The organism is Microcoleus sp. PH2017_08_TRC_O_A (genome assembly GCF_020738665.1).
Taxonomy (GTDB): Bacteria; Cyanobacteriota; Cyanobacteriia; order Cyanobacteriales; family Microcoleaceae; genus Microcoleus.
On the sequence record NZ_JAEQCE010000062.1, the window covers coordinates 1 to 24747 of the forward strand.

Sequence of the window (24747 nt, forward strand, 5' to 3'; positions counted from 1 at the left end):
TTCTTTATTAAGCTTTGTTAAATACAGAAGGCGGTTGAAACCGCTACCGACTTATCCCCATGTCTAAAGCCAGGGGCTTGCGTCTCGCTCTTTGGTCAACATAGAACTCGTCTCCATTGATATTTTTGGAGCCAGAGCCAGCCCGGAACCTTCCACAGTAAGGGGCTGGCTTCTGACGTTTTAGGGTCTGAACCCTATTACACTAATAGCATAAATAGATGTTTTTAACATAAAATGACACAAAACTATATATAATGACGTGAGAGTGTAAAATTGAAGACAGTTGCAGTAAATCTATGTCAGCCAATGCCTTCAATACCTTCACGTATGCGAGTTACAGTTACATTGCCAGAAGACGTTCATCAAGCCCTGTCCGAATGGGCTGAAGAAGAAGATAGAACCCTCGCAAACCTGCTTTCCCATGTGGCAGCTAAAGCTGTCAGAGATCGCCAAGAGCAGAAAAAGGAAGAATCTAGAAGCGATCGCACTTAAGCGATCGCCACAGCGTAAGGTGGACTGTTTTGAGATGTTTAGGAGTGCAACGAATGGCTTTAGTGGCGGTTAAACTCACATCGCAACAGGCTTTCCGGCCTGTTCCACAATAAAAATTATTTCTTGTGGGGTGGGCTTCTAGCCCGCCCATAAAAAGCGTTAGCAGTTTGGCAACGTACCTGCTGACTAAATCTGTTCGAGAGCGTCAAGAGTTGAAAAAGGATGAATCTAGAAGCGATCGCACTTAAGCGCGATCGCGCCCAATCCTATCCGCGTCCATCCGCGTCTATCAGCCTACATCTGCGGCAAAAAAAATAAGGTGAGCCGCAGCCCACCCTACTAAGATTATTTCGCAGTCACCAACTGCGCCGGTAGCCGCTTAAACGCCAACCTTTCATTCTCGATATCGACAAAAATGGTATCGCCGTCAACAAAATCTCCCCGCAAAATACCCTTCGCCATTTGCGTTTCCAATTCGCGCTGGATTCCACGCTTCAATGGGCGCGCACCGTACACCGGATCGTAACCGATTTCGGCTAAGAAGTCGATCGCAGATTCCGACAATTTCAGAGACATTTTGCGATCGGCTAAACGTTTTTCCAACCGCTTGACTTGCAACAGCACAATCTGCCGCAATTGGGCCTTACTCAAACCGTGGAAGATAATCATCTCATCAATCCGGTTCAAGAATTCCGGGCGGAAAGTAGCCCGCATCGCCTCCATCACCCGACTCCGCATTTGTTCCTCATCTCCCGCCACATCTAAAATGTATTGAGAGCCGACATTCGATGTCATAATAATCACAGAATTCTTAAAGTCAACCGTGTGACCTTGAGCATCCGTAACGCGGCCGTCATCCAGAATTTGCAGCATGATATTGAAGACATCCGGGTGCGCTTTCTCGATTTCATCGAATAGAATTACCGAATACGGACGGCGGCGCACAGCCTCAGTTAATTGTCCACCTTCGTCGTAGCCGACGTATCCCGGAGGCGCACCAATTAAGCGCGAAACTGCGTGTTTCTCCATGTATTCCGACATATCAATGCGGACGATCGCCTCTTCGGTGTCAAACAGGTATGATGCTAATGCTTTCGCCAACTCGGTTTTACCAACGCCCGTGGGGCCGAGGAAGATGAAACTCGCCACCGGGCGGTTGGGATCGGACAATCCCGCGCGCGATCGTTGAATTGCATCTGCAACCGCCGTCACCGCTTCATCCTGCCCAATTACCCGCTTGTGCAGTTCATCTTCCAAGTGCAAAAGTTTCTGCATTTCCGATTCAACTAACTTGCTAATCGGAATTCCCGTCCACTTAGAAATAATCTCGGCAATATCAGATTCGGTGACTTCTTCCCGCAGCAGAGTTTTACCTGTAATTTGACTTGCTGTCAGTTTAGCTTCCGCTTCTTCCAGTTTTTTTTGCAACTCGGTTAATTTGCTATATTTCAACTCAGCAGCGCGGTTAAGGTCGTATTTTAACTCAGCTTGTTGAATTTCAATATTAACCTTATCAATCTGTTCTTTAATCTTTTGAATGCTGTCGATGACACTTTTTTCCGATTGCCATTGTGCGTTCAAACCGCTTTGCTGTTCCTTGAGATTTGCTAAGTCTTTTTCCAGTCTTTCTAAACGGTCGATCGATGCAGCATTGCTTTCTTTTTGCAGCGACAGTCTTTCCATTTCTAGCTGCAAAACCTTGCGATCGATTTCGTCTAGTTCTTCCGGCTTGGAAGTAATCTCCATTTTGAGTTTAGCCGCCGCTTCGTCCATTAAATCAATGGCTTTGTCGGGAAGGAAGCGATCGCTAATATATCGAGTTGACAAAGTAGCCGCCGCCACTAACGCATTGTCGGAAATTTTAACGCCGTGATGAACTTCGTACCGTTCCTTCAAACCCCGCAAAATCGAAATAGTATCTTCAACTGTCGGCTGATCGACATAAACTTGTTGAAAACGGCGTTCTAAGGCCGCATCTTTTTCGAGATACTTGCGGTATTCGTCGAGAGTTGTAGCGCCGATACAGCGCAATTCGCCCCTCGCCAACATCGGTTTGAGCAAATTGCCAGCATCCATCGATCCTTGACTGGCGCCAGCGCCGACAACGGTGTGAATTTCATCTATAAATAGGATGACTTTGCCGTTGCTGTCCATAACTTCTTTGAGCACGGCTTTCAACCGTTCTTCAAATTCTCCCCGGAATTTTGCACCGGCAATTAACGCGCCCATATCTAAGCTAATTAATTGTCTGTCTTTGAGAGATTGCGGCACATCTCCGGTAATAATTCGTTGGGCGAGTCCTTCGGCGATCGCAGTTTTGCCAACTCCCGGTTCCCCAATCAGTACGGGGTTGTTCTTGGTGCGGCGGCTCAAAATTTGAATCGTGCGGCGGATTTCGTCATCTCGTCCGATTACCGGATCGAGTTTGCCTTGACGCGCGGCTTCTGTCAAATCTCGGCCGTATTTTTCCAGCGCTTCATATTTGCCTTCTGGATTTTGGTCTGTCACTTTGTTGTTCCCCCGGACTTGGGCGATGATGTCTTTAAGCTTGGCTTCATCTAGTTTAAATTCTTGCAGTAGATTTTTGCCAAAGCGATCGTCCTTAACGTAACCTAGGATCAAATGCTCGATCGAGATAAATTCATCACCGTACTCTTTGCGATAAGCTTCAGCCCTGTCTAGCAGGCTGTCCAGGGAACGGCCGAGATAAACATTGCCGCCGCTTCCAGAGATTTTGGGCTGGCGGCTGATAAACTCATCAGTGCGATCGCGCAATTTTGCTACAGACACTTTCGCCTTGTTAAACAAGCTGCTAGCGAGTCCCGATTCTTGTTCCAGCAACGCCTTCATCAAGTGTTCGCTTTCTAGCTGCTGCTGCTGGGCTGTTTTGACCACTTCTGGAGTGCGGGCTAGGGCTTCCCAGGCTTTTTCTGTAAATTGGTTCGGATTATTTGGTTGCATAAATTTTAATTCCCTGAATTCAAAAACATGACTGCTGTCAAGGCAATGGCTCGATTGCCCGTATAGTTGTCATTGTAGAGAGTTAAGGGCGATCGGGCGATCGGTGTTCCCGTATATTGAGATAGGTATTTCCGCCCTGTGTTTCAGCATAGATTTGTAGTGAGGACTTTAGTCCGCAGGTTTGTAGTGAGGACTTTAGTCCGCAGGTTTGTAGTGAGGACTTTAGTCCGCCTAAAATCAGAGGACTCAAGTCCTCAAATATATAAAAACTATTTACATTTCAACGCCGAGACGAAATATAGATGATTCCATTACATCCTGAATTTATCACCAAAAACGGCAAAAAAGAATTTGCCGTGATTCTTTATGAAAAATTTGAAGCACTGCAAGAATTAATTGCTGATATAGAAGATTTGATCGATTTGAGAGCGGCAAAAGAAGAAGATGTAAATCAGCCTTATATGCCTTTAGCCGAAGTGAAGAAAATGTTAGGATTACTCAATAATTAATCCGTGTATCCGTGTCAAAATCAGCTTCGCGCCTGATTCATTACACTTAGGATCGCGAATTAAATAATTTACACAAGCTTGTGGGATGGGCGGGACGCCCGTCTATAAAGAACGGGCGGGACGCCCATCCCACAATAATTAAAATTGTAAGTTATTTAATTCTTATTCCATTTATGCTATAGGGTTCGGGGATCGATTCATCAAGCTATTGATGTCCGCGCCCGATATGGCGGTTTCTGTACTTGCCCATTTTTCCAGTGTATAACAACAACTAATGACTGCTGATTAATTTTGTCAGGTGCGTCGCTCGGAGATTGTTGATCTTTGTAGGGATTGTTGATGGCGACGCACCCTACGGCCGGGTGCATCTGGTTTTTGAAGCCTGAAGAAGCATGACCGCATATAAGTTATTAGTTATAATCCCATATTTTCTGCGGTCATGCTTCGCCCCTACGGATATATTCGCCTTGCGTGAGATGCTCCCCTACGGCCAACTGCCAACTGCCAACTGCCAACTGTCAACTGTTTTCATGCCTGCATCACCACCCGTTCCGGGAGACTGACAATAAAAACTGAACCTTTCCCGTTCTCACTTTCAACGCTAATTTCGCCACCCAAAATTTGACACAAACGCTGGCTAATTGTCAATCCCAAACCCGTCCCGCCGTACTTCTTAGTAGTCGAAGGATCAGCTTGAGTAAAAGGTTTAAATATCTGCTCTAATTGTTCGTCTGTCATCCCAATCCCAGTATCGCTGACTCGAAAAATTAAAAATTGAGAACTGTAGTTTGAACCCGAATTAACAGCATTATTTTTATTTTTATTCCTTTTCTTAGGTTTTGGATTTTCATTTTTAACTTTTTCTATCTCGATAGTAATGACGCCTTTTTCGGTAAATTTGGCAGCATTGCTGAGCAAATTGAGGAGAATTTGCCGGACTTTCGGTTGGTCGGCGTACATCATGCCGAGTTCGCCTTTTGCTTGCAGCCTTAAAGCATTGCCTTTTTTCTCTACTAGCGGTTGAGCCGTAGTCATCACTTCTTCAATCATCGTCGCCACATCGAAGTGTTCCAAATAAAGCGTCACATGACCTGCTTCTATTTTAGAAATATCGAGGATATCGCTGATCATGTCGAGCAAATGTTTGCCTGCGGTTTGAATTTTTTCTAAGTCGGGGAGAAAGTCTTCGGAGCCGGAATCTTGAGCATCTTCTTGCAGCATTTCGCTGTAGTTGATGATGGCGTTTAGGGGGGTGCGGAGTTCGTGGCTCATGTTGGCGAGAAATGCACTTTTCGAGCGGTTGGCAGCTTCGGCTGCTATTTTTGCTTCTTGCAAGTCTTCCGTGTATTCCGCGACTCTTTGGATCAGTTCGTTGATCGAAATTGCCAGCATTCCTACTTCGTCGGAGGTGGTAACGGGTACTTGCAGGTCAAAGTTCGATTCTTCTGACACTCGCTGAGCGATGAAGGTGGCGGCTTGTAGTGGTCGGGCGATCGCCCTGCTGGTGTATATTGCCAGTAAGGTGGCGATAATCGCTGATGCCAACAGAGAACCAAGCAGAATCAGAGTTCCGAGTTGTTCAGCTTTCTCGTAGGTTCTAAATGCCTCGTCTGCTTTGTCTCGAAAAGTGCCAGCCAGTTTGGCTGAATCTTGCGAAAACTGTTCGAGTTTAAAAGCGTTGTTCCCCGTGGCAAAATTATTCAAATTCCGCTGGAATACCTGCCGCTGCTGCGGATTCAAACCAGATAACTTGGCATTCCCCAGCAGTTTCTGGACTTGTTGGAAGTAAGCTTCTACGGTTTTGCTGTGGGCTTTGGCGAACTCTTGAATCTCTTGGTAATCTTTTGTAACATCGGCAGAAGCCGACGGCGATTGGCTTTGCAGTTGTTCTAGCTGTCCGCTCATCTGAGCAACGCGAGTCAAAAAGTCCGATCGTTCGCGATCGAAAATTTGCGGTTGTCCCGTCAGATTCAGCAGTGATTGCTGGTGAATTCTGACTTCCTGGGCGCTATTATTCAGATTGGTGAGGATTTCGGCTTTATCTCGGTCGATCGCGAGTTTTTCTCTCACTTGCTGTTTGTGATATGACTCTACTCCCCGTCCCCCGGCGGCGCCCAAAATGGCAATACCAATGACCAAGGCGTATCCGCACCCGATTTTTTGCCTGATACCCAAGCGGCCCAACAGACTTTTAAAACCTATTTGAGAATTGTTCTGGGATTGATTGTTCGAGGCTAAGGTTGAAGACATGGGCAATATACTCGTCACCCTGAGGGGCATTATCTATTATTCTAATTGATGCCTGCCTGAGGGTAAATAAAGTTCTGGCAAAGGGCCAATTTTCGGCAGTTATGGGGTCTTTGCAGGGTTCCACACCTCGACCTGCTTTACAGTTTGGGGGAGTTATGGTTAAAAAATTATGGCACAAGCAAGAAGGCAGAAGCAAGAAGCAATAAAAGCCAGGGTTTAAGACATTAGGAACGTCCTCACCGTCGGGCGGTTGCTATATATAGCCTTTCTCAGATAGATCTGGCACGCTTATGGTAAAGGGTAATTGAGAAAAAGGTAATTGGTAATGGGGAAAAAGGTAAGCGATAGTTCCTTTCCTATAGGCTGCCTGAGGCTTCTGTCCGGTAAAGACGCTCTCCGTGTGTGCTCTCAGGGCGATCGTATCAGAATTTGGCATAACTCATATTTAGGAGAACCGCTATAAGTAGCGAGTGATAAGTTGCGAGTTATAAATTTGATTGGCGATTCAAGCCTCTACTCTACTCGCAACTCACAACTTATCAACTTATGGGAGCATCTCAGTTTGGAGTTTGTAGTGCTGTCCCCGCTCGCTTGCTGTTAAAACCAAGCGAGCTCTTAAGCTCGCACTACAACAAAAAAAGCTTTTTGCCAAAATGAGATGATCCCCAACTTATCGCTATTCTTCTACTGGCAAAGTCGAAATTGTGCTAATTCAGCAGGAAGTTTTGAAGCATTAGGTACGGTAGCAGAGGCAGGAACGAAGATTCCCATACCAAAACTGCAACCCTCTTCCTTCGTACATTCGCCAGGCTTGGCAGTGATTTGATATTCCCCTTGGGATGGCGGAGTAAAAGAGATTGATACCAGTTCGCCCGTCTTTTGACTCGTACCGATTTCTTGGCCAGTGTTGACATCCTTGAGGGTTAGGTTTAAATCCTGGCAATTTCCGTCGCAAGTGGCTACAAAAACATACTCAATATCTGGATGCAGCGTTGCTCTAAAAGGAGATGAAACTTGTTTGCGAACAGTGCCTATCAATGGCCAAAACACCAATTTTTGACCGTTGCTTGAACGCTGGTCAACTTCTGTTTTCAAGCGACAAGTAACAGTTTTTTGCTCGTTGGTTAGTTCTTGAGCAATAGCATTTCCTACGATTGCAGTACCCAACAGCAGTGCAATCCCGGAGATAGTCAGATGTTTGATATTCATTGATGTCCCCTCAAACTAATTTCTGGGTGATTGCAATAGACCGCTTTTCGTGGCAGTCTATTGATTTATCTGGAGCCTATCACATTTGTTGACTTTTCCCAAAAAAAAGTCGCCTAAAAATGCGATCGAACTGGGTACATCTGGGTTTTGCATTTGTAGTGCTGTCGGGAGCACAGCAAAGCTTTGTAAAGCACGCTCTTCGAGGACAGCACTGTAAAAAAAATGCTTTTTGCGAAAGTGAGATGCTCCCCTCGAACTCATGTCTGACCTTGGATGAATCTGCCGTCATATCGTTTCCGGTTGCATCGGAATGATTTAACCGCAGAGAACACAGAGAACACAGAGGGAGATAAGAGAGATGAATACAGGACGATGAAGGGCGGATTTGATATCAGCTATTGCCCAAATTCCACAGATTGCGGACACTACGAGCAGAACCTCATCCTCGTTGTATTGTACTAAATTAGGATGCTCCGCATCGGTGTCTAGAAACCTGGTTTCTCAAATGTCTGATAAAGCTTCGCAGATACCACACCAACAACATAATTTTGCTGATGTCAATATACACATAGGTTGATTTTTTTGCGATCGCCTTTTTCAAAAAATTTGGGTACACCGAAACCTGTATTGCTAAGCTTTTGAAGTTTGATTGAGTACATCATTTACCCTATAATACCAAATCCGGGTTATTTATCCCCGTTATAAGTGGTAGGGTGCGTCGCTATCAGAGATCTCTCAATAGCAACGAGAGTTGTTCGTGGCGACGCACCCTATATTTACTTCCTTAGGATAGCGAATTAAATAATTTACAATTTTAATTATTATTATTGTGGGATGGGCGTCCCGCCCGTCCAAAAAGGGCGGGCGGGACGCCCATCCCACAAACTTGTGGAAGTTATAAGTGGTAGGGTGCGTCGCTATGAGATCTCTCAATAGCAACGAGAGTTGTTCGTGGCGACGCACCCTACATTTACTTCCTTCTTCCTTCTTCCTTCTTCCTTCTTCCTTCTTCCTTCATTTATCGCTGTGCCGAAAATCCCAAGCTGGCACAAACTTAGAATCTCCCCAAATACCGCGGCGATTTTTCTTGGCTTCGGCTTCCGCTTGTTGCACAACAGTTGCACTCGGACAGTTTTTTAAGTATGGAGTGTAAACCATTGCTAATCCTTCGCGCAGCAAAACTTCTTGAGCAAATGTGCCATTTGGCAAGCGAACTTCGCTAACTTTACGGCCATAGCGGTCAGTATCAGTGACTGTCAAAACGACGCGACCGCCCCCTTCTTTGACGAGTTGCTGCATTCTTTGCTCGGCTAGATTACCCCACTTAAACTGATTTTTATATGCTGCTTTTTTGCTATTTTTTTCGGCGTTAGTGTGAGCAATTTCTGGTGCATCTACGCAGGCAAAACGCACTTTAATATCTTTGCCGGCGGCATCGCTGGCGACAAGAGTATCGCCGTCGCTGACTCGTTTGACAGCATAATTGTTGGGCGGTAGCTTTTGCGGACAGCCGGAGAGTAGGAAAAGCAGAGCAACTGCGCTCAAGCTGGTGATTGTAGGCGAAAGGGAGATTTTATTTTGTGTCATGGTTTTCTTTTTTTTATTTAGTTTCCATCCAATTTTGCCCCGCGTGGATATCAACTATCAGGGGTACGCTAAGCGGCAGAGCACTTTCCATCGCCGTTCTAATTTTTGGCTGCAATTCTTCCCATTCATCGGGAGGGACTTCAAATATTAATTCATCGTGAACTTGCAGCAGCAGCCGCGCCTGATAGTTTTGCAAAATTTTGTCTACCTCAATCATGGCAAGTTTAATGATATCAGCACTTGAGCCTTGAATGGGAGCGTTTGCTGCGGCGCGCAAAGATTGGGCGTCATCTCTGCTGAGAGATTTAAGTCTATCGGAGTGAATGTCTTCCGGGTTGCTGCCTTTTAACCTGCGGATTGTGTCGCTCTCGAAGTTGAGGTAGCGGCGGCGGCCTAGTATAGTGGAAACGTAGCCTAGGGCGATCGCCTCTTTTTTTACTTTTTCCAAGAATTCAAAGACTTTACTGTAACGCTGGTTGAATCGTTCAATAAACTTTTTACCGTCTGCGGAAGATTTGCCCATCGAACGACCAAACTTGATCGCCCCCATACCATAAATTACCCCAAAATTAATCGTTTTCCCAAACCGCCGTTCATCCGGCGTGACATCCTCCTTTTCAAACAGCAGTTGAGCCGTCAGAGTATGCACATCTCGGTTATTGTTGTAAGCTTCGATTAACACAGGTTCTTGACTCAAATGAGCCAAAATTCGCAGTTCAATTTGAGAATAGTCAGCCGACACCATCAGCCAACCAGACTCAGGTAAGAAAGCCTTGCGAATTTGCCGCGAAAACTCGGTGCGGATCGGAATATTTTGTAAATTGGGATTGGAAGAAGAAAGTCGGCCCGTACCCGTTGCAGCTTGGTTGAAATCTGTATGCACTCGCCCGGTATCTGCACGCACCAACTGCGGCAAAGCATCGACGTAAGTTGATTTTAATTTGGATAATGTTCGGTGTTCTAATAAATCGTCTACAATCGGGTGGTCTCCTTGCAATTTATCCAAAACAGCGGCGTCTGTAGAGTATCCCGTTTTGGTTTTGCGAGACTTTTTCTGAAACTGTTCGGGGATTTTTTCTAACAAGATTTCGCTGAGTTGTTTCGGTGAACCTAAATTAAACTTTCTTCCCGCAGCCTCATAGGTATTTTCTTCGAGTTTGGCTAATTTTATTTCTAGCTCTTGGGATAAGGTATTGAGATAAGCTGAATCAATGCGAATTCCGCAGTATTCCATTTCAGCTAAAACAGGTTCGAGGGGCTGTTCTACTTCCAGCAGCAATCGATGCAGAGAATTTTCAGATGGCGCATTTTTATCCGCTTTATCCAATTCGGCTCTAAGTTTACCTACTAATTGAAATGTAGTGTGAACATCCATGCCGCAGTAGCCAGCTACTTTCGGAATGCTGATGTCAGCAATTGTTTTGCCTTTAGGTACTAATTGATTGTAACTTTTGGGATTATGGCGTAAGTATTCCCTTAATGGTTCGCTGACACTGTGATTTTCTTCTGAATCGACTAAGTATTTCTTTGACAATTCGCTGAGACTGTGGCTGGTTTCTGGGTTGAGTACGTAACTGGCTAGCATGGTGTCGAAGACGACGGCGGCGAGTTTGATTCCTTGACAGCGCAATATTAGGCGATCGAATTTAGCATTTTGCAGCGCCTTGGGATAATTCTCGCTTTCCAAAATCGGACGCAAAGCATTTAAAACCGTGGCTTTGTCCAAGTTTGTGCCGGTTTTGTGTCCCGTGGGAATGTAAGCTAAATCTTGTTCTCCGGTTCCCCAACAGCAGCCAATTCCGACTAATTCGGCATCTCGCGGTTCTAAGGCGGTGGTTTCGGTATCCCACGCCACGGGCGAGGCTTTATCGGTGTGGGTTTGTAGGAGTTGGACTAATTCGTTTAACTGTTCGGTTGTTTGAATGATTCGCGGTTTAATTGGTAGTTGGTTTGCTTGTTGAGCGGCTAGGGTTTCTTTAAGACTGTAGAAAGCTAATGCTTCATCTTCAGATGAATTGATTGTGGGGTGGGCATCTTGCCCGCCCGAAGCAACAGGCAAGATGCCTGTTCCACTGTCTGAGGAATTGATTGTGGGGTGGGCATCTTGCCCGCCCGAAGCAACAGGCAAGATGCCTGTTCCACTGTCTGAGGAATTGATTGTGGGTTGGGCATCTTGCCCGCCCAAAGAAACAGGCAAGATGCCTGTTCCACTGTCCGCCAATGGCTCTTCTGTGCCGCCAAAACGCTTTTGAATTTGTTTGACTTTGGTTAAAAATGTTTTAAATTCTAACTTTTCCAGCATCGGAATCAATGCTGCTTCGTCAAAACCTTTAAGCTGACAATCTTCTAAGTTGATTTCTAAGGGAACTTCTTGAATAATTGTCGCCATGCGCTGAGAATGATAGGCAGCTTCTTTCCCTTCTTCCAACTTTTTCTTAGTTGCGCCTTTAATCTCGTCGATCGCAGCATAGATGCCGTCGAGGGAATTGTAAGCTTCCAACAATTGCAGGGCGGTTTTGTCGCCGATGCCTTTGACTCCGGGAATGTTGTCGGATTTGTCGCCGCAGAGGGCTTTGTAATCTATTACTTGTGCTGGTATAATTCCGAGTTTTTCTTTGACTGCTTCCGGGCCGTATTCTTGGGATTTTCCTTTGCCCGATCGCCTGAGTTCATCCGTGCTCAAGTACAATACGCTGATGTGTTTCTCGGTTTCTACTAATTGAAACAAATCTCGATCGCCCGTCAGGATTTTCACCGCATAACCCGCGGCGCTGGCTTTGTTCGCCAAAGTTCCCAAAACATCGTCGGCTTCGTAGCCCGGAGCGGTGACTGCTGGTAAATTGAGATAGCCCAGGAGTTTTTGCAGGTTTTTGAGATCCGGGATAAAATCTTCGGGGGTTTCGGCACGACCGGCTTTGTAGGTTTCGTCTGCTTCGTGGCGAAAAGTGGGCGTGGCGAGGTCAAAGGCGATCGCCATGTACTGGGGATCGTGGGCGGCCATGACTTCCAGCAGCGACTTGAGAAAGCCAAAACAGACGCTGGTGGGAATGCCTGTGGTAGTTCGCAAGCCTCCGTCTCGACTTTTGGCAAAGGCGAAGTAGGAACGAAAGGCCAGGGAGTGGCCGTCAACTAAGATGAAGGTGGGAGGTTGATTTTCCGACACTGACACAGATGGCGATCGCCCGAAACTATTTTTCCATTCTACCCAGTTGTCATACCTTTTTTAAAACCGAACGCAACGTTAAAAAAGCTCGAAACCCTTATATCATAACTACTTTCCAAATCTAAAATCTCAAATCCAAAATCTCAAATCTCAAATCGCTCGATCGGCTTAATGTGCAGCTTGGCTGAGAATGGTAGAAGATAGTGAACGAATCTGGCGGTCAACTGGGTACAGTTAGACCGCAGGCTTCTTTTTCCTTTTTTTCAAAGGCTTTTTATAGTGAGGTAGTTCCACCCCCACTTGACTAATATAGTATCAGAGTATTTCCTCTTCATCAAGGGGTGTACAAGAATAATTGTCGGCTTCCGTTCCTCCATCCGACGAGCCTTTCATCAAGCGCGGTAATTCATTCGGGGGTACTTCGCGCAGCAATTGAGATTCATCCCCCTCTGAATATACCCTTAGACTTCCCGGCTGGTAGTTAAGTACGATCGCAAATTTACCAGAAAGAATTAATTGAAAGTCTCTCGCTTTGAGGGAGAAATTAAAATCAGACTATTCATTACTCCAATCCTCGGAGTTAAGCGGTTGAGGTAGCTCTCAAACTGTCAACTGTCAACTGTCAACTGTCAACTGTTGAACAACACCAGCCGATCGAAGCTTATGGGTGACATTAATCGATGCTACGAAATCCTCGAAATAGAGCCTGGAACTTCCCCAGAAGAAATTAAGCGCGCTTACAGGGATTTAGCCTTTGTGTGGCATCCCGATCGGTTTGCACACAACGATCGCCTGCAACAAAAAGCCCAACAAAGATTAACAGAAATCAATCAAGCTTACGACGAGTTGGTGTTATTTCTCAGTCAGCCTCCACCTCCGGCGATCGACAAACCATCTCAGCAGCCACCGCAACCATCACCACCAGAAAAGCCGCCCGAAAAGCCGCTGAGAAGGCGATCGGCAAAATCAGCCCGCAAGCCCGGTTCCCAGCGCACTCAAAGCCGGCAAAAAAAAGCCGCATCCCACAAAATTTCCACTCCAAACAACCCGAAAAACAAGAAACGATTTACAACTCAAAATCGCCAAACGTGGGGGGGGAAAAAGCCATCGGGGCCCACCGTGGCGAGGGAAGCGCGGCCATCTCAAAAATATGCCTACCTTACCCCGAACCGGAAAAAAGAATTTCCGACTCCATACTCACAACCGCGGCTATCTCAAAAATATTCCATCTTCCCTTGGGGGCCGTTGGCGATCGCAGTTGGGAGTTACGCTGTGACAGGCTACATTTTGACGAAATTTGACGCCCCAATGTGGATGTTGACTTTAATCTGGGGTGCGGATTGGTTGTGGGCCGCGATTTTGCTGGCGGAGGGTTCGGCAACGCCTAGAGTGTGGCTGGCGGCGTTAGTTTTGGCTGGGACGGTGGGGGGGTCGATCGCCGGTTTTCAGGCGGGAGGAATCGCAACAGGGGCTGCTTGGGCGCTAGTTGGGGCTGGTTTGGGGGCGATCGCCAGTTCAGAGGCCCAGTCCCGGGCCGTGGCTGTAGTTTTGGCAGCAGCGGGAGTGCTGACAGTGGTGGGATTGATGGCTGGAACGGGTTCCGGTAATTGGCTGAAGGTGTTAGTGGAGGCGGTTTGTTGGGGGATTGTGGGCTTGATGTGCGGGCTGGCGGCGGAACTAGGCGTACATTCTGGTGGGCCCGTCGGGCTTGGAGGTGCGATCGGGCTCTTGATTGGTGCGTGGGCGGGGGCTTTGACTGGGCAGGGTTCGGGGGATTTCGCCCAAGCCTTGGCTATCGCGGGCTCTAAGGCTGTTTATGGGGCTTGGGCTGCGATCGGGATTATTGCGGGAGTTGTGGCGCGGATGGTAGCTGGTGAAAGGTCGATCGGCAATGGCGGGCTTTACACATTTATCCTGTTAGTGGCTACTTCTGGTTTCGGGTTGTGGCTGGGAAATTGGCTGGTTGGGCGAATCTTTTAAATTAGTAAGTTGTCAGTTGGTAGGGGCCCGGCCTTGAGTGCCCGCCCTCTTAGTCATTAGTCATTAGTCATTGCGGAAAATTACCAGAAAGAATTGGTTAAAAGCCCCAACCCCGATCGGGAGAAATTAAAATTATACCAATTAAAAAAAAGCAACAGTATTCTTGTCCCCCCCTTTACAAGGGGGGGCTAGGGGGGGTCAAGCGTATTGCACAATTTTATAAAAATGGTATTAGACTATTCATTACTCCAATCCTCGGACTTAAAGGTAAAGATCGCTATCAAACAGTCAACAGTCAACAGTCAACAGTCAACTGTCAACTGTTGAACAATCCCCCATGCCCCATGCCCAATTCCCAATGCCTAAAAATTCCAGCACTTATCGCTTTTGAGCAGCACTTCAAACTCAGCCTTTGGCAAAGCCTGACTGAAAAAATGACCTTGAATTTCGTCGCAATCGTGTGCACACAAAAAAGAAAGTTCCCGCTGATTTTCTACCCCCTCAGCAATCACAGTCATATTCATGGAGTGCGCCATTTGAATAATCGCTATTGTAATCGCAGCATTTTGGCGATCGTCAGCAATATCGCGAATAAAACTCTTATCAATTTTGAGCGCATCAAACGGCAAGCGTTTCGGATAGCTCAAAGAAGAATATCCCGTGCCAAAATCATCAATTGCTATCCTAATCCCCATATCTCTCCACACAGTAAAAGCTTGAGCTGCTGCCGCTTCATCTTGCAAAACTAAACCTTCCGTCAATTCTAATTCCAGACATTTAGGATCTAGATGAGTTTCTCTTAATATCTGGCTGACTCTCTCGGTCAAATTTTTGCGATCGAACTGGCGGGCTGATACGTTGACTGCTACCCGCAGCGGAGGCAAACCCTCTGTTTGCCAAGCTTTAGTTTGCCTGCAAGCCGTCTCTAACACCCATTCGCCCAGCGGTGCAATCAAGCCCATCTCTTCAGCCATGGGAATAAATTCCGCAGGGGAAACTCTGCCCCTTTTTGGATGGTTCCAGCGCACCAAAGCTTCAGCACCAATAATTTTTCCGGTTTTAATTTCTATTTGTGGCTCATAGTAAACTTCAAATTCCGAGCGTTTTAAAGCATTACGCAGGCAAGTCTCTTGAGTGAATTTATTGATATAATTATTCGCAACTTTTGCCGTATAAAACTGATACTTGTTGCCACCTTTTTCCTGAGAATTGTACATAGCTGTATAAGCATTTTTTAGCAGTTCTTCTCCATCGTTGCCGTCGCCAGGAGACAAAGAAATGCCCATACTTGCCGTGACATAGAGTTCCGAGCCTTTGACAATCATAGCTTGGGCTACAATATCTAAAATGTTTCGAGCAATCTTGGCAGCATCCTGTTTTTCGGCAACTGGTTCGAGAACAATTGCAAATTCGGCAGATTCCAAACGAGCCACAATATTAATCTTCTCCGTGCAGTTGCTCAACCGCTCAGCAACTTTGCAAAGTACGTAGTCGCCGATATCGTGCCCCAAGGTACTGTTAATCCGGTTAATTCTATCTAAACTAAGAATGACAACGGGAATCATTTCGGGCAATTCTTTTTGCTTGTCTAATAGCAGACTTAGCTGCTCTCGTAACAGCGAACGATTTGGCAAGTTTGTCAAGCAGTCATGCTGATGTCGGTGGAGAGCTATTTGAATAGTTGTGTGCAAGTTTTTTTCTTCAAATGGTTTCACAATATAGCCGAAAGGTTTCGTTGCATTGACGCGCCGTAAAGTGTTTTCGTCCGCATAAGCTGTCAAATAAACTACCGGAATCTGAAAGCGCGATCGAATTTCTTCTGCTGCTGTAATTCCGTCGATTTCTCCTTGGAGGTTAACATCCATCAAAACTAAATCTGGTCTGAATTCGGCTGCGGATTCAATCGCTTCTTCTCCGGAATACACAATACCTGTTATGCTATACCCTCTAGATATTAAACTGTCGGAAATGTCTTCCGCAATGATGCTTTCGTCCTCAACTATCAGAATTTTTTTATTTGACATTAAGTTGTCTCCTTAAAGTGCTATTTTGCTTGGAAAATGTTATTTTAAAATTCGTGCCAGCCGTTTCTAACAGTTCTATTTTACCCCGAATTTGCTTGACCAAAGACCCGACCAGTCGCAAACCCAATGTTCGGGCATTTCGATAATCTAAGTCTGGAGGGAAACCAATTCCACTGTCGCTCACAGCTAGCACGCAAACCCGGTTATTATCTAAAGTAAAATCTATTTTTATTTTACCTTGAGTTTGTCCTGTAAAAGCATACTTGAGCGAGTTTGTCACAAGCTCGTTGATAATTAACCCGCAAGGAACTGCCGTATCAATATTCATAGAACACGGCGCAATATTTGTTTGCAACTTCACGCCTTCTGTATCAATTTCATAAGCTTGGAATAAATTGTGGGCAAGATTTTGGATGTATTCAGCAAAATCAATGTTTGACAAGTCTTTGGATTGATACAATTGTTCGTGCACCATGGCCATCGATCTGACTCGGTTTTGACTTTCTTTTAACATTTCACTAACGCGACTGTCTTGGATGTAGCGGGACTGAAGTTTGAGCAAACTCGAAATAACTTGAAGGTTGTTTTTGACGCGATGGTGAATTTCCTTGAGGAGGACTTCTTTTTCTGCGAGGGATGCTTTGATGCGATCTTCGTCGCGCTTGCGATCTGTAATGTCCCGCACTACTGCTTGAATTATTTTTCTACCGTTAATTTCCATTGCATTTAACAGCACTTCTGCGGGAAATTCTGAATCGTCTAGCCGTTTGTGCACCCAGTCAAAGCGACAGCTACCTGTTTGCATTGCTGCGGATATTTTTTGTGTTGCTAGACTGCACGAGTCTTGTCCGTTAGGCTGAAATTCCGGGGAGAATTCGCTAGGTTTCTTGCCGTAAAACTGTTCTTGATTGCTGCAACCAAAAATTGCTAGGGTGGCGAGGTTGCAGTCAAAAAAATTGTCTTCTTCGATCAGCATTACTGCGTCGCTGGTGGCTTCGTAAAGGCTCCGAAATTTGCATTCAGACTCTTGCAAAGAAACGATTAATTGGCTTTTTTGAGCTTCGGCGCGCTTGCGCTCGGTAATGTCTATTCCTACGGAAACTGCTGCGGTTCCTTGATGATATTTTTGAGCTACTATTAAATAATTGCAGGCTAAGCCGTTAATTTCTATATCTATTTCTTGGGAGGTTTGCTGACATGAACTGTGAAAAAAGTTTCGGATCAGTTGTCCAAAAGTTGAGCCTTTGTCGAGAAAGTTGATTTCTTCCCCGACAAAACTTTCAGGAGACCGTTTGAACGAGGTTGCTAAGTGCTGGTTGACTCCAATATACCGCAAATCTGAACTGACCCAAGAAATCAGTCCGGGTACGGCATCCAAGACGGCGCGAAGTTGGTCTGTAGCTTCTTGGAGTGCTTCTTCGGAGCGCTTGCGATCGCTAATATCTGTCGCCGTTCCGCACAGGCCTAAAATAGCGCCGTTTTCAGCTTGGTTGACGATGCTGTTGACGCGCAGGTGGACGGCGGTACCGTCTTTGCGGATGTGTACTATTTCGTAAGGCAAATTAGGGGTTTGTGGCTGAAGGCTGGTTCTTGCTAAGAGTTGGGCAAATATTTCTATTTGTCTGGCTTTTTCTTCTTTAATCAAAAAATCTGCAAAGCGACGACCGATCATTTCTAGGGGTTCGTAACCGTAGATCCTTTTGGCGGCGGAATTGACAAAAGTCAAGATGCCTTGAATGTCGATCGACCAAATCAACTCTTGGGAGGTTTCTACGAGGTTGCGGTACTTTTTTTCGCTTTCGGCTAGTGCTGCATTCGAGACTGCCGTTTGCAGAGTAAGTTTGTCTTCTAATTCTTGATTTGAAAGAGAGAGAGTTGTCATGGCTCGCTCGCGCTCGGTAATATCAGTAGAAACACCGACAGCCCCGACAACTTCGCCGTTTGCGTCTTGCAGCGGTGCCGATCGAATTTCGTGAATAAAATCCCCCTGTTGGGCATTCCAAGTGCGATCGTTTCCTGCTAGTACCTGGGCAATATTTTCTAAGATATCTGGCTGGCTGTAAACTGCAAAAATCGACTCTCCGACAGCCTCACCCGGTTCGAGCCCCAAATTTTCCAATCCTTTGCCTGCTGCAAGGGTTAACCTGCCGTCTTTGTCGGTTGCCCACAGGAAAACTGGAGCACAACTGACAGCGGCGTGCAGGGTTTGGTTGTCTTGTTTCAGGCGATCGATTTCTGCCTGAAGCCGATCGCGCGTGTTGCCTAATTCTACCGTTAGTCGATCGGCTTTTTCCTGCCAACTGGCAGTAGTACCGCAGATTTCTGTGGCATTGCTGGAAGCATAGATGGATTGGTTGCAGTGTGACATGGTTACTCAGGGAAGCACTGTTATATTTAACCCCTGCCTATCTTTTAAGCATAAACTTTTTCAATCAAATATTACAGTTCGTTGCGATACTCATCTGAGGAAGATTCGATAATTTCAAGCTAGTGTCAAGGATTCATAAATCGTGGCTTGCCCGGTTGTGTGGCGACTATTCAGAAATTGACAACAAGCTGAATAATGGTTGCGAATCGATACTTTTACCCTAAGTATGTGTAGTAGTGCAAAAAGAAGTTTCGCAATCCTCGGCTTGCACAAGACCTAGAATTATAAAGTTATTATATTTGCTTGCGTATATTTACGCACCTAGGAATCGGAAATCGCGAATTTTGAAATATAACCACCGGGCCCGACGGTTAGGAAGTTCTCGCATTGCACTTGCCCCATGCCGTCGATTGTCGATTGCCCCTTCCCTCTTCGTCATTTCCTCTTGCTTTTTCCAAGGGCCACATCTGTGTTTTGCTTTTACACGGTGTTTTGGTGTGCGGGACACTCGCTATATGTATATCAGCTTTGGTGTGCCGGGACGCTCTGGGAAGAGTAACAAACGGTTTTTACTGTTCCCAGAGATGTTATATCGTTTCCGGTTGCATCGGAATTATTTAACCGCAGAGAACACAGAGAACACAGAGGGAGATAAGAGAGATGAATACAGGACGATGAAGGGCGGATTTGATATTGCCCTTCCTTCTGACTTCTGCGTTATTTCTTATTCCTTCTGCCTTCAATTAATTCCCCAAGATTTGATAGTTTTGTCTAAACTGCCGCTGATAATAGTTTCGCCATCGCTGCTAAAAGTAAGACAAGTAACAGAGTTTTGATGTCCGCCGAGAGTGTGAATTTGTTCGCCAGTGCGGGCATTCCATAATTTGAGATTACCATCGGCGCTAGCACTGACAACAGTGCGCCCGTCGGGACTAAAGACGATCGCATTTATCGAGTTAAAATGCCCTGCCAAAGTTATTGGACTATCCGGATGCGATAGCTGGCGCAGTTGAATGTTTCTGTCCCAGCCGCCAGCAGCCAAAGTCTGCCCGTCTCGACTGAAAGCTAGACAATTGGCATAACCTTTAATTGTTTGGGAGCATTCTCGGCTGCCGAGGTTCCAGATTTTAATGGTACCATCAGAACTGCTGAAGCGCGAGAGTTGGTGCGATCGGGCTAAAAGCCAAACTCGCAATTCCTCCTTTATGAGCTCCCCAAGTTAAATGACTGCCAAAAGTACAAATTAACTTTCCGCTCTCTAAATCCCAAATTTTGATTGTAGTATCTGCCGAACCCGTGGCGATAACTCGACTGTCGGGACTGATGACAATTGCCGTAATTTCTCCTTCGTGTCCGAGGGAAGTATGCAGCAATTCTCCTCCCTGCCAAATTTCGATCGCGCGGTGTTTCGGAAGATTTCTGCTCCTGACAAAAACTTCGGTTTCTTGGCAAAGAACAAAAGTTTCTTGAGCGCGGGGATACTTGTCTACAGTATAGAGTATTTCTCCTGTCTCTAAATCGCAAATTCTAATTATTTTGCTGTGCAAACTCGCCGTGCGAGATCCTCCGGGACTAATCGCTACATTTGTCCCAGTTTTCACAGTGCGGATGCAGTCAAACAACTGGTAAGGCACGAATTCTGTTAAAGCTTGGCGGACAAAAGGTTCTGTCCTTTGTCGCAAAACTGAATAAGCAACTCGCTGCACTTCTGGTGCGGGATCTAGCAGGGCTGCAATTGCTAAATTCAAACCGGCGTCTCCGTATTTAGGAGCATCTTTAACGGCGGCCATGCGTGGCTCGACACTAGGACTGTGCAAGCGCTGCTTGACTCCGGCGATGCCTCCCAAAACGGCGGCGGCGATCGGGATTTGACTTTGGCCGCCGAGGACGGCATCATATTCTTTGGGTTGGTTAGAATTGTCGGAAATCATACCATTTTAGATTTTAGATTTTAGATTTTAGATTGGGAAATTGGGGAATTGGTAATTAACTGGCGAGACACGAAAGTTGACAATCGGTAGAGCGATTTAAAACTTAAATTTTGGCAAGGGCATGACGCTGGGTACCAAGCTGCCAGAAACCGGGTTTAATTGCAGGCGCAAAAAAAGCAAAACCCGCAATATTTCGTAAATATCGGGTTAAATAGCGTAAGTCCTAACTTATTGACTGTTGCTATTTATGTTATTATAATCAAATCAGCGTTTCACACAAAAATCCGAAAGTGATATGTCACACTTCACAACGATCAAGGTTCAGATCAAAAACGGCGAACTGCTGCATCAAGTGTTGGAAGAGTTGGGTTATCAAGTAGAGTGCAATGTGCAGGTGCGGGGTTATCATGGCGAGAAAACTAATGCCGAGTACGTGATTCGGCAGTCGAACGGTTACGATTTGGGTTTTCGGCGCAGCGGAGAGGATTATGAATTGGTGGCGGATTTTTGGGGCGCTCGCATTAACCAGCAGGATTTTGTTAATTCAATCAGTCAGAAATACGCGCGCAAAAGTTTGATGGCGGCGGTGGAGTCTGAGGGTTTTAATGTGGAAGAAGAGGAAACTTTGGCGGATGGAACGGTGAGGGTTGTTGTGGGTAGATGGGTTTAAGAATCGCTCTTTCTGAACTCGTTTTTATATACTCAGGACTTACGCAGAATCGGATTCAAAATCAGATTTCTTCGTAAGTCTTAGTACCAAGAATAGAATTACCATGAAATGCGATCGCCCTGAACAACAAATTCAACAGAGTTGGGAAGCTAATGCTGACGCATGGACGCGGGCGATCGAGCAAAATTCGATCGAAAGTCGCCGCGCAGCAACGGATGAGGCTATTCTACAAGCTGTGCTGCGCTACGGGCATCGGCGAGTGCTGGATGTCGGATGCGGTGAAGGTTGGCTGGGGCGCGCCTTAGCAAAGCACGGTGTAGAGGTGGTTGGAGTTGATGCTTCCCGTGGTTTGATCGATCGCGCTCGTGAGAAAAGCAGCGGTTGTTTTCGGGCGATCGGCTACGATGAGATTATTGCCAATCCAGGGATACTCGGTCAATCCTACGATGGGATTGTCTGCAATTTTTCGCTACTCGGCGAGGAAATTGGAGATTTATTGCGATCGTTACGCCAAGCCACAGTCTCAGACGGACATTTGTTAATCCAGACAGTTCATCCATTCACAGCGTGTCAGCAACAGCCCTATGTTGACGGATGGAAAATCGAGACTTTCGACAATTTCGGCGGAGCTTTTCGAGAGCCGATGCCCTGGTATTTCCGCACAGTTAGTTCCTGGTTTCAACAAGTATCGGAATCCGGCTGGAGAGTGTGCGAATTCCAGGAACCGATACATCCACAGACGAAGATTCCTCTTTCCATGCTACTAATTTGTCAGTCACCAGACGATTGAAATCACTTCTACAGGAACAACCAAGTCGGCGAAACGCGAGACTGAAGAGAGGTAATAGAAGGAGATTTGGTATGGGTGCATCTCAATGCAAGCAAATATGTTTGTAGGGGCGAAGCATGACCGCAGTCAATATAAAATTATAACTAATAACTTATATGCGGTCATGCTTCGCCCTCTTCAAAAGTGAGATGCACCCTTTGGTATAATGTGATGGCGAAGGTCGGTGATGTCGATCGATGCTATATAATTAGAGCAAACAGGTAAACGAATATTACGAAAAAAATTACTTACCCATGAACATTACAGAACTCAAGACAGCAGTAAGGGAACTTCCACAAAATGAACTCGCAGAGTTTTTTGAATGGCTTGAAGAGTTCCAAGAATCTCTTTGGGATCGGCAAATCGAAGAGGATTTGAAAGCAGGCAAATTTGACCCCTTGATTCGACAAGCAGAACAAGCATTTAGTGAAGGAAAGTGTAGGGAGATTTGAAGCATTTTACATGGAACCTAGTCAGTCACAATCCCCCCAAATCATTACGATTTACAAAGCACCTCAAAAACGCAAAGGTCAGAAATTACTGAAAGAGGGATTTCAACCAGTCGATTTTCCCTACAATCCTCCTTATGTCGATGGAAATTGCTATTTTGCCGGCCCCAACGATCGAAGTATTGCAGAAGAGTATAATCAAAGCTATAAAGAAGGGATACTGGAGGTTTCAATTGATCGGTCAAGTTATGAGCAGTATTTCAAGTCGCTGGAATATCGCTATGATGAAAAAGACGGTTACGAGCGAATTGAGGTAATTGTACCTCAACGCTTGTTTGCCATACTCAACCAATTTCCACGAGTCCTCAAACCACAGTGAATATTATGGATAGTCAAAGCTGGGAACAAATTAAATTAAAGTACAGATTGGGGCAGTTTTTGCTGGGTAAAGTTGAATATCATGCTCCCTTTGGAGTGTTTGTTAATATTGGTGAAGATGGTGTCAAAGGTTTGATTAAAATTCCAGACTTTTTGGATGAGGGAGAGATGAGTGAAGAGATGTATCCTGAAATCGGTAGTGCGATCGGGGCTATTGTTGTCGGATATAACGAGGGTAATTGTGGTGAAGTATATCTTAGTGCGAAGCCTAGTGTTTTGCATGAAATTCTTGTGCCGCTGAGAAGTCGTCCGGTGCTGGTTTGAAATCATGGCGAAACTTTTATTGCAGGGATTTGCGATCGTTTCCGGCAAGCGCGCGAGACTCAACAAGGCTATACTAATTGAAATGCTTGTATTATAGTTGCATTCAATTGCTGCATTTGCTGACTTTCTAACTCGCCCAATCGTCTCACGATTAATCTCTGTTCAAGGCTGACAATCCGAGTCACTCTAACTTTAGAAGATACTCTTAATCCCGTACTAAAAAATTCTGGATCGGAAGCATTTAAAGTAAATTCATCTGAACTTAGGCTAGTGACATTTTGCGAAGAAATGAAGCAGATAGTAATTTCATCTATAGTTGAACTTGCCCACAGCACTAAAGCCGGACGTAACTTTTTCTAACTCAAATCTGTAAAGGGAAATTCAGCTAAAACAATATCTCCTTTTTTTAGCTTCACTAAATTGGCTCTCCATCTTCAAGGTTGTAAATATCAGGTTCATCGTGCAGGAATTGAAATGCTCTCCCGCTTTGGGCTAACTGGGTTATTTCCACAGTAGAAGGATAGGGGATGTTGCTAAACAATTTTGCTTTGATTAGCAATTGCTCCTCTTCTGAGAGCGTCTGAATGATTTGTACTAAGGATTCAATGAGTTTTGTGTTCATAGCTGAAAATATCTGGGGATATTTTATTTTAGTTCAACAAGGCAACCTTCGATCGCGACCTAGAGGTTTTGCAGTAGTTCCTCGAAGGTTTCTCCCTCTGTTGCACAGCCAGGAATAGCAGGAACTTCTGCCCAGTATCCGCCTTCTTCTGCTTCGTGAATGATAATTTTGATTTTCAATTGATTCTCCAATTCGGTTTCTGGGAAGTATGCAAAGGCTAAGAAACCGGGTTTCTTACAAAATTTGGGTTGGGTGGCTAAATATCTCGGAAGAAACCCGGTTTCTGGGAATTATGCACAACGCCTGAAATATCTCCTTTTTTAGTTTCACTTTAGTAAAATTCGCACAGGGCGCAGAATTTATTCCTCCAAGTCCACCTGTTTAACCTGCTCTAAAGGTAGATCTAGCGCTTCGGCAATTTGCTCATCGCTTAAGCCAAACTGCCGTAATTTATCTATTGTTTCAATCTTAGTTTGATTTTTGCTTTCATCCTGCAAGTCGGGATTTTCCGGCTGACTTTTATCTGGCGTAGGAATTGTTTGTTCGGAACCCATGTTTACACAGCCGATTATATTATTATTGCTATTAAAGCTTCGAGCACCCAAAGAAATATTTAGAGCACCTTGCCGTTCTACGACTGATTTAAGATTTTTTTTATCAACTTCTTCATCAAAGACATCAGATAACATTTGCAAAAGCTCGTAACCTACATCCTTAGCATGACCCGCTGAACAACCACAATTTTCTGCAATGTCATCATACTTTTGACGCTTCAGCGTTCCTTCAATAATTCCGCGCTGCAAGTCATTTAAATGTTTGCCTGTCTTGGCGTAGACAGCATCATCTATAAATTGAAGTATTTCTTGAAGGCGCATCATCCGGGATGTGGGAGGACAGTGGTTATTATAGCCGACTTTATCCGTCTCGATCCGTCTTTTTCCGTAGTTTACAATAATTTAAGAAAAATCCGTCTTTTTCCGCTTTTAATTTTTGTGCGATCG

20 protein-coding genes and 1 pseudogene are annotated in these 24747 nt (G+C 45.4%); 8 read left to right on the forward strand and 13 right to left on the reverse strand.

The genetic code is table 11. The features are described from left to right. Positions 1–327: 327 nt before the first annotated feature. Positions 328–492 carry a hypothetical protein gene (locus JGK22_RS20830; protein WP_293177333.1) on the forward strand — a complete coding sequence of 55 codons (165 nt, stop codon included), beginning with the start codon at positions 328–330 and terminating at the stop codon, positions 490–492. A 345-nt stretch (positions 493–837) separates the two neighbouring features. Here the strand turns inward: JGK22_RS20830 and clpB are convergent, their stop codons facing one another. Continuing rightward, positions 838–3453 (reverse strand): ATP-dependent chaperone ClpB, encoded by a 2616-nt coding sequence (gene clpB / locus JGK22_RS20835; RefSeq protein WP_293190437.1) that lies wholly within the window; start codon positions 3451–3453, stop codon positions 838–840. A gap of 302 nt (positions 3454–3755) precedes the next feature. On the opposite strand from clpB, the gene JGK22_RS20840 reads away from it, so the two are divergent. Then, on the forward strand, positions 3756–3962 hold the full coding sequence (locus JGK22_RS20840) for a type II toxin-antitoxin system Phd/YefM family antitoxin (protein WP_293177327.1): 207 nt from the start codon (positions 3756–3758) through the stop codon (positions 3960–3962). 528 nt (positions 3963–4490) lie between these two features. Here JGK22_RS20840 and JGK22_RS20845 read toward each other — a convergent pair. From JGK22_RS20845 to polA, 4 genes are all read right to left on the reverse strand, one after another. Further along, positions 4491–6212, reverse strand: coding sequence for an ATP-binding protein (locus JGK22_RS20845; RefSeq protein ID WP_293177324.1), 1722 nt, complete (start codon positions 6210–6212; stop codon positions 4491–4493). A 684-nt stretch (positions 6213–6896) separates the two neighbouring features. Next, positions 6897–7421 (reverse strand): hypothetical protein, encoded by a 525-nt coding sequence (locus JGK22_RS20850; protein WP_293177321.1) that lies wholly within the window; start codon positions 7419–7421, stop codon positions 6897–6899. Between the two features lie 1014 nt (positions 7422–8435). Continuing rightward, positions 8436–9008 (reverse strand): thermonuclease family protein, encoded by a 573-nt coding sequence (locus JGK22_RS20855; RefSeq protein ID WP_293190440.1) that lies wholly within the window; start codon positions 9006–9008, stop codon positions 8436–8438. Positions 9009–9021: 13 nt separating this feature from the next. After that, positions 9022–12171 carry a DNA polymerase I gene (polA, locus tag JGK22_RS20860; RefSeq protein WP_293313551.1) on the reverse strand — a complete coding sequence of 1050 codons (3150 nt, stop codon included), beginning with the start codon at positions 12169–12171 and terminating at the stop codon, positions 9022–9024. A 663-nt stretch (positions 12172–12834) separates the two neighbouring features. Here polA and JGK22_RS20865 point away from each other — a divergent pair. Further along, positions 12835–14151: a J domain-containing protein gene (locus JGK22_RS20865; protein WP_293313545.1), complete on the forward strand. Its 1317-nt coding sequence runs from the start codon at positions 12835–12837 to the stop codon at positions 14149–14151. A 362-nt stretch (positions 14152–14513) separates the two neighbouring features. Here JGK22_RS20865 and JGK22_RS20870 read toward each other — a convergent pair whose 3' ends face one another. From JGK22_RS20870 to JGK22_RS20885, 4 genes are all read right to left on the reverse strand, one after another. Beyond that, complete coding sequence (locus JGK22_RS20870; protein ID WP_293177312.1) at positions 14514–16175, reverse strand: EAL domain-containing protein; 1662 nt, start codon at positions 16173–16175, stop codon at positions 14514–14516. Further along, positions 16165–18543, reverse strand: coding sequence for a PAS domain S-box protein (locus JGK22_RS20875; RefSeq protein WP_293207809.1), 2379 nt, complete (start codon positions 18541–18543; stop codon positions 16165–16167). Before JGK22_RS20875 ends, JGK22_RS20870 begins: the two co-directional genes overlap by 11 nt. Before the next feature lie 739 nt (positions 18544–19282). Next, complete coding sequence (locus JGK22_RS20880; RefSeq protein WP_293212140.1) at positions 19283–19738, reverse strand: hypothetical protein; 456 nt, start codon at positions 19736–19738, stop codon at positions 19283–19285. Then, positions 19683–20474, reverse strand: coding sequence for a hypothetical protein (locus JGK22_RS20885; protein ID WP_293313548.1), 792 nt, complete (start codon positions 20472–20474; stop codon positions 19683–19685). The genes JGK22_RS20880 and JGK22_RS20885 overlap by 56 nt, the downstream gene beginning before the upstream one ends. A gap of 295 nt (positions 20475–20769) precedes the next feature. Between JGK22_RS20885 and JGK22_RS20890 the strand changes: the two genes are divergently transcribed. The 5 genes from JGK22_RS20890 to JGK22_RS20910 all read left to right on the forward strand — a co-directional run bounded on the left by JGK22_RS20890 (position 20770) and on the right by JGK22_RS20910 (position 23124). Next, positions 20770–21144, forward strand: a complete 375-nt coding sequence (locus JGK22_RS20890; RefSeq protein WP_293177300.1) for a DUF1257 domain-containing protein — start codon at positions 20770–20772, stop codon at positions 21142–21144. 103 nt (positions 21145–21247) lie between these two features. Next, positions 21248–21934, forward strand: coding sequence for a class I SAM-dependent methyltransferase (locus tag JGK22_RS20895; RefSeq protein ID WP_293190443.1), 687 nt, complete (start codon positions 21248–21250; stop codon positions 21932–21934). 293 nt (positions 21935–22227) lie between these two features. Next, positions 22228–22425 carry a hypothetical protein gene (locus JGK22_RS20900; protein ID WP_293177295.1) on the forward strand — a complete coding sequence of 66 codons (198 nt, stop codon included), beginning with the start codon at positions 22228–22230 and terminating at the stop codon, positions 22423–22425. Further along, entirely contained in the window at positions 22400–22801 is a 402-nt protein-coding gene (locus JGK22_RS20905; RefSeq protein ID WP_293177292.1) for a hypothetical protein, read from the forward strand. Before JGK22_RS20900 ends, JGK22_RS20905 begins: the two co-directional genes overlap by 26 nt. Before the next feature lie 5 nt (positions 22802–22806). Beyond that, the gene (locus tag JGK22_RS20910; RefSeq protein ID WP_293177289.1) at positions 22807–23124 is read left to right on the forward strand and encodes an RNA-binding protein; all 318 of its coding nucleotides are present in this window, start codon (positions 22807–22809) and stop codon (positions 23122–23124) included. 68 nt (positions 23125–23192) lie between these two features. Here JGK22_RS20910 and JGK22_RS33320 read toward each other — a convergent pair. The 4 genes and pseudogenes from JGK22_RS33320 to JGK22_RS20925 form a co-directional block, all read right to left on the reverse strand. Further along, positions 23193–23468: pseudogene (locus JGK22_RS33320) on the reverse strand (type II toxin-antitoxin system PemK/MazF family toxin); the annotation flags it as partial. A gap of 71 nt (positions 23469–23539) precedes the next feature. Next, positions 23540–23746, reverse strand: a complete 207-nt coding sequence (locus tag JGK22_RS20915) for a hypothetical protein (RefSeq protein WP_293177287.1) — start codon at positions 23744–23746, stop codon at positions 23540–23542. 59 nt (positions 23747–23805) lie between these two features. After that, positions 23806–23925 carry a type II toxin-antitoxin system HicB family antitoxin gene (locus tag JGK22_RS20920; RefSeq protein ID WP_293190444.1) on the reverse strand — a complete coding sequence of 40 codons (120 nt, stop codon included), beginning with the start codon at positions 23923–23925 and terminating at the stop codon, positions 23806–23808. 180 nt (positions 23926–24105) lie between these two features. After that, positions 24106–24624, reverse strand: a complete 519-nt coding sequence (locus JGK22_RS20925; RefSeq protein ID WP_363319762.1) for a hypothetical protein — start codon at positions 24622–24624, stop codon at positions 24106–24108. Between the last annotated feature and the right edge of the window lie 123 nt (positions 24625–24747).

What these genes read in the sequence shown, in the direction of transcription:
- JGK22_RS20830 (WP_293177333.1), top strand. Translation starts at nt 328, where the DNA reads ATGCGAGTTACAGTTACATTGCCAGAAGACGTTCATCAAGCCCTGTCC.
- clpB (WP_293190437.1), bottom strand. Translation starts at nt 3,453, where the DNA reads ATGCAACCAAATAATCCGAACCAATTTACAGAAAAAGCCTGGGAAGCC.
- JGK22_RS20840 (WP_293177327.1), top strand. Translation starts at nt 3,756, where the DNA reads ATGATTCCATTACATCCTGAATTTATCACCAAAAACGGCAAAAAAGAA.
- JGK22_RS20845 (WP_293177324.1), bottom strand. Translation starts at nt 6,212, where the DNA reads ATGTCTTCAACCTTAGCCTCGAACAATCAATCCCAGAACAATTCTCAA.
- JGK22_RS20850 (WP_293177321.1), bottom strand. Translation starts at nt 7,421, where the DNA reads ATGAATATCAAACATCTGACTATCTCCGGGATTGCACTGCTGTTGGGT.
- JGK22_RS20855 (WP_293190440.1), bottom strand. Translation starts at nt 9,008, where the DNA reads ATGACACAAAATAAAATCTCCCTTTCGCCTACAATCACCAGCTTGAGC.
- JGK22_RS20865 (WP_293313545.1), top strand. Translation starts at nt 12,835, where the DNA reads ATGGGTGACATTAATCGATGCTACGAAATCCTCGAAATAGAGCCTGGA.
- JGK22_RS20870 (WP_293177312.1), bottom strand. Translation starts at nt 16,175, where the DNA reads ATGTCAAATAAAAAAATTCTGATAGTTGAGGACGAAAGCATCATTGCG.
- JGK22_RS20875 (WP_293207809.1), bottom strand. Translation starts at nt 18,543, where the DNA reads ATGTCACACTGCAACCAATCCATCTATGCTTCCAGCAATGCCACAGAA.
- JGK22_RS20885 (WP_293313548.1), bottom strand. Translation starts at nt 20,474, where the DNA reads ATGATTTCCGACAATTCTAACCAACCCAAAGAATATGATGCCGTCCTC.
- JGK22_RS20890 (WP_293177300.1), top strand. Translation starts at nt 20,770, where the DNA reads ATGTCACACTTCACAACGATCAAGGTTCAGATCAAAAACGGCGAACTG.
- JGK22_RS20895 (WP_293190443.1), top strand. Translation starts at nt 21,248, where the DNA reads ATGAAATGCGATCGCCCTGAACAACAAATTCAACAGAGTTGGGAAGCT.
- JGK22_RS20900 (WP_293177295.1), top strand. Translation starts at nt 22,228, where the DNA reads ATGAACATTACAGAACTCAAGACAGCAGTAAGGGAACTTCCACAAAAT.
- JGK22_RS20910 (WP_293177289.1), top strand. Translation starts at nt 22,807, where the DNA reads ATGGATAGTCAAAGCTGGGAACAAATTAAATTAAAGTACAGATTGGGG.
- JGK22_RS20915 (WP_293177287.1), bottom strand. Translation starts at nt 23,746, where the DNA reads ATGAACACAAAACTCATTGAATCCTTAGTACAAATCATTCAGACGCTC.
- JGK22_RS20925 (WP_363319762.1), bottom strand. Translation starts at nt 24,624, where the DNA reads ATGATGCGCCTTCAAGAAATACTTCAATTTATAGATGATGCTGTCTAC.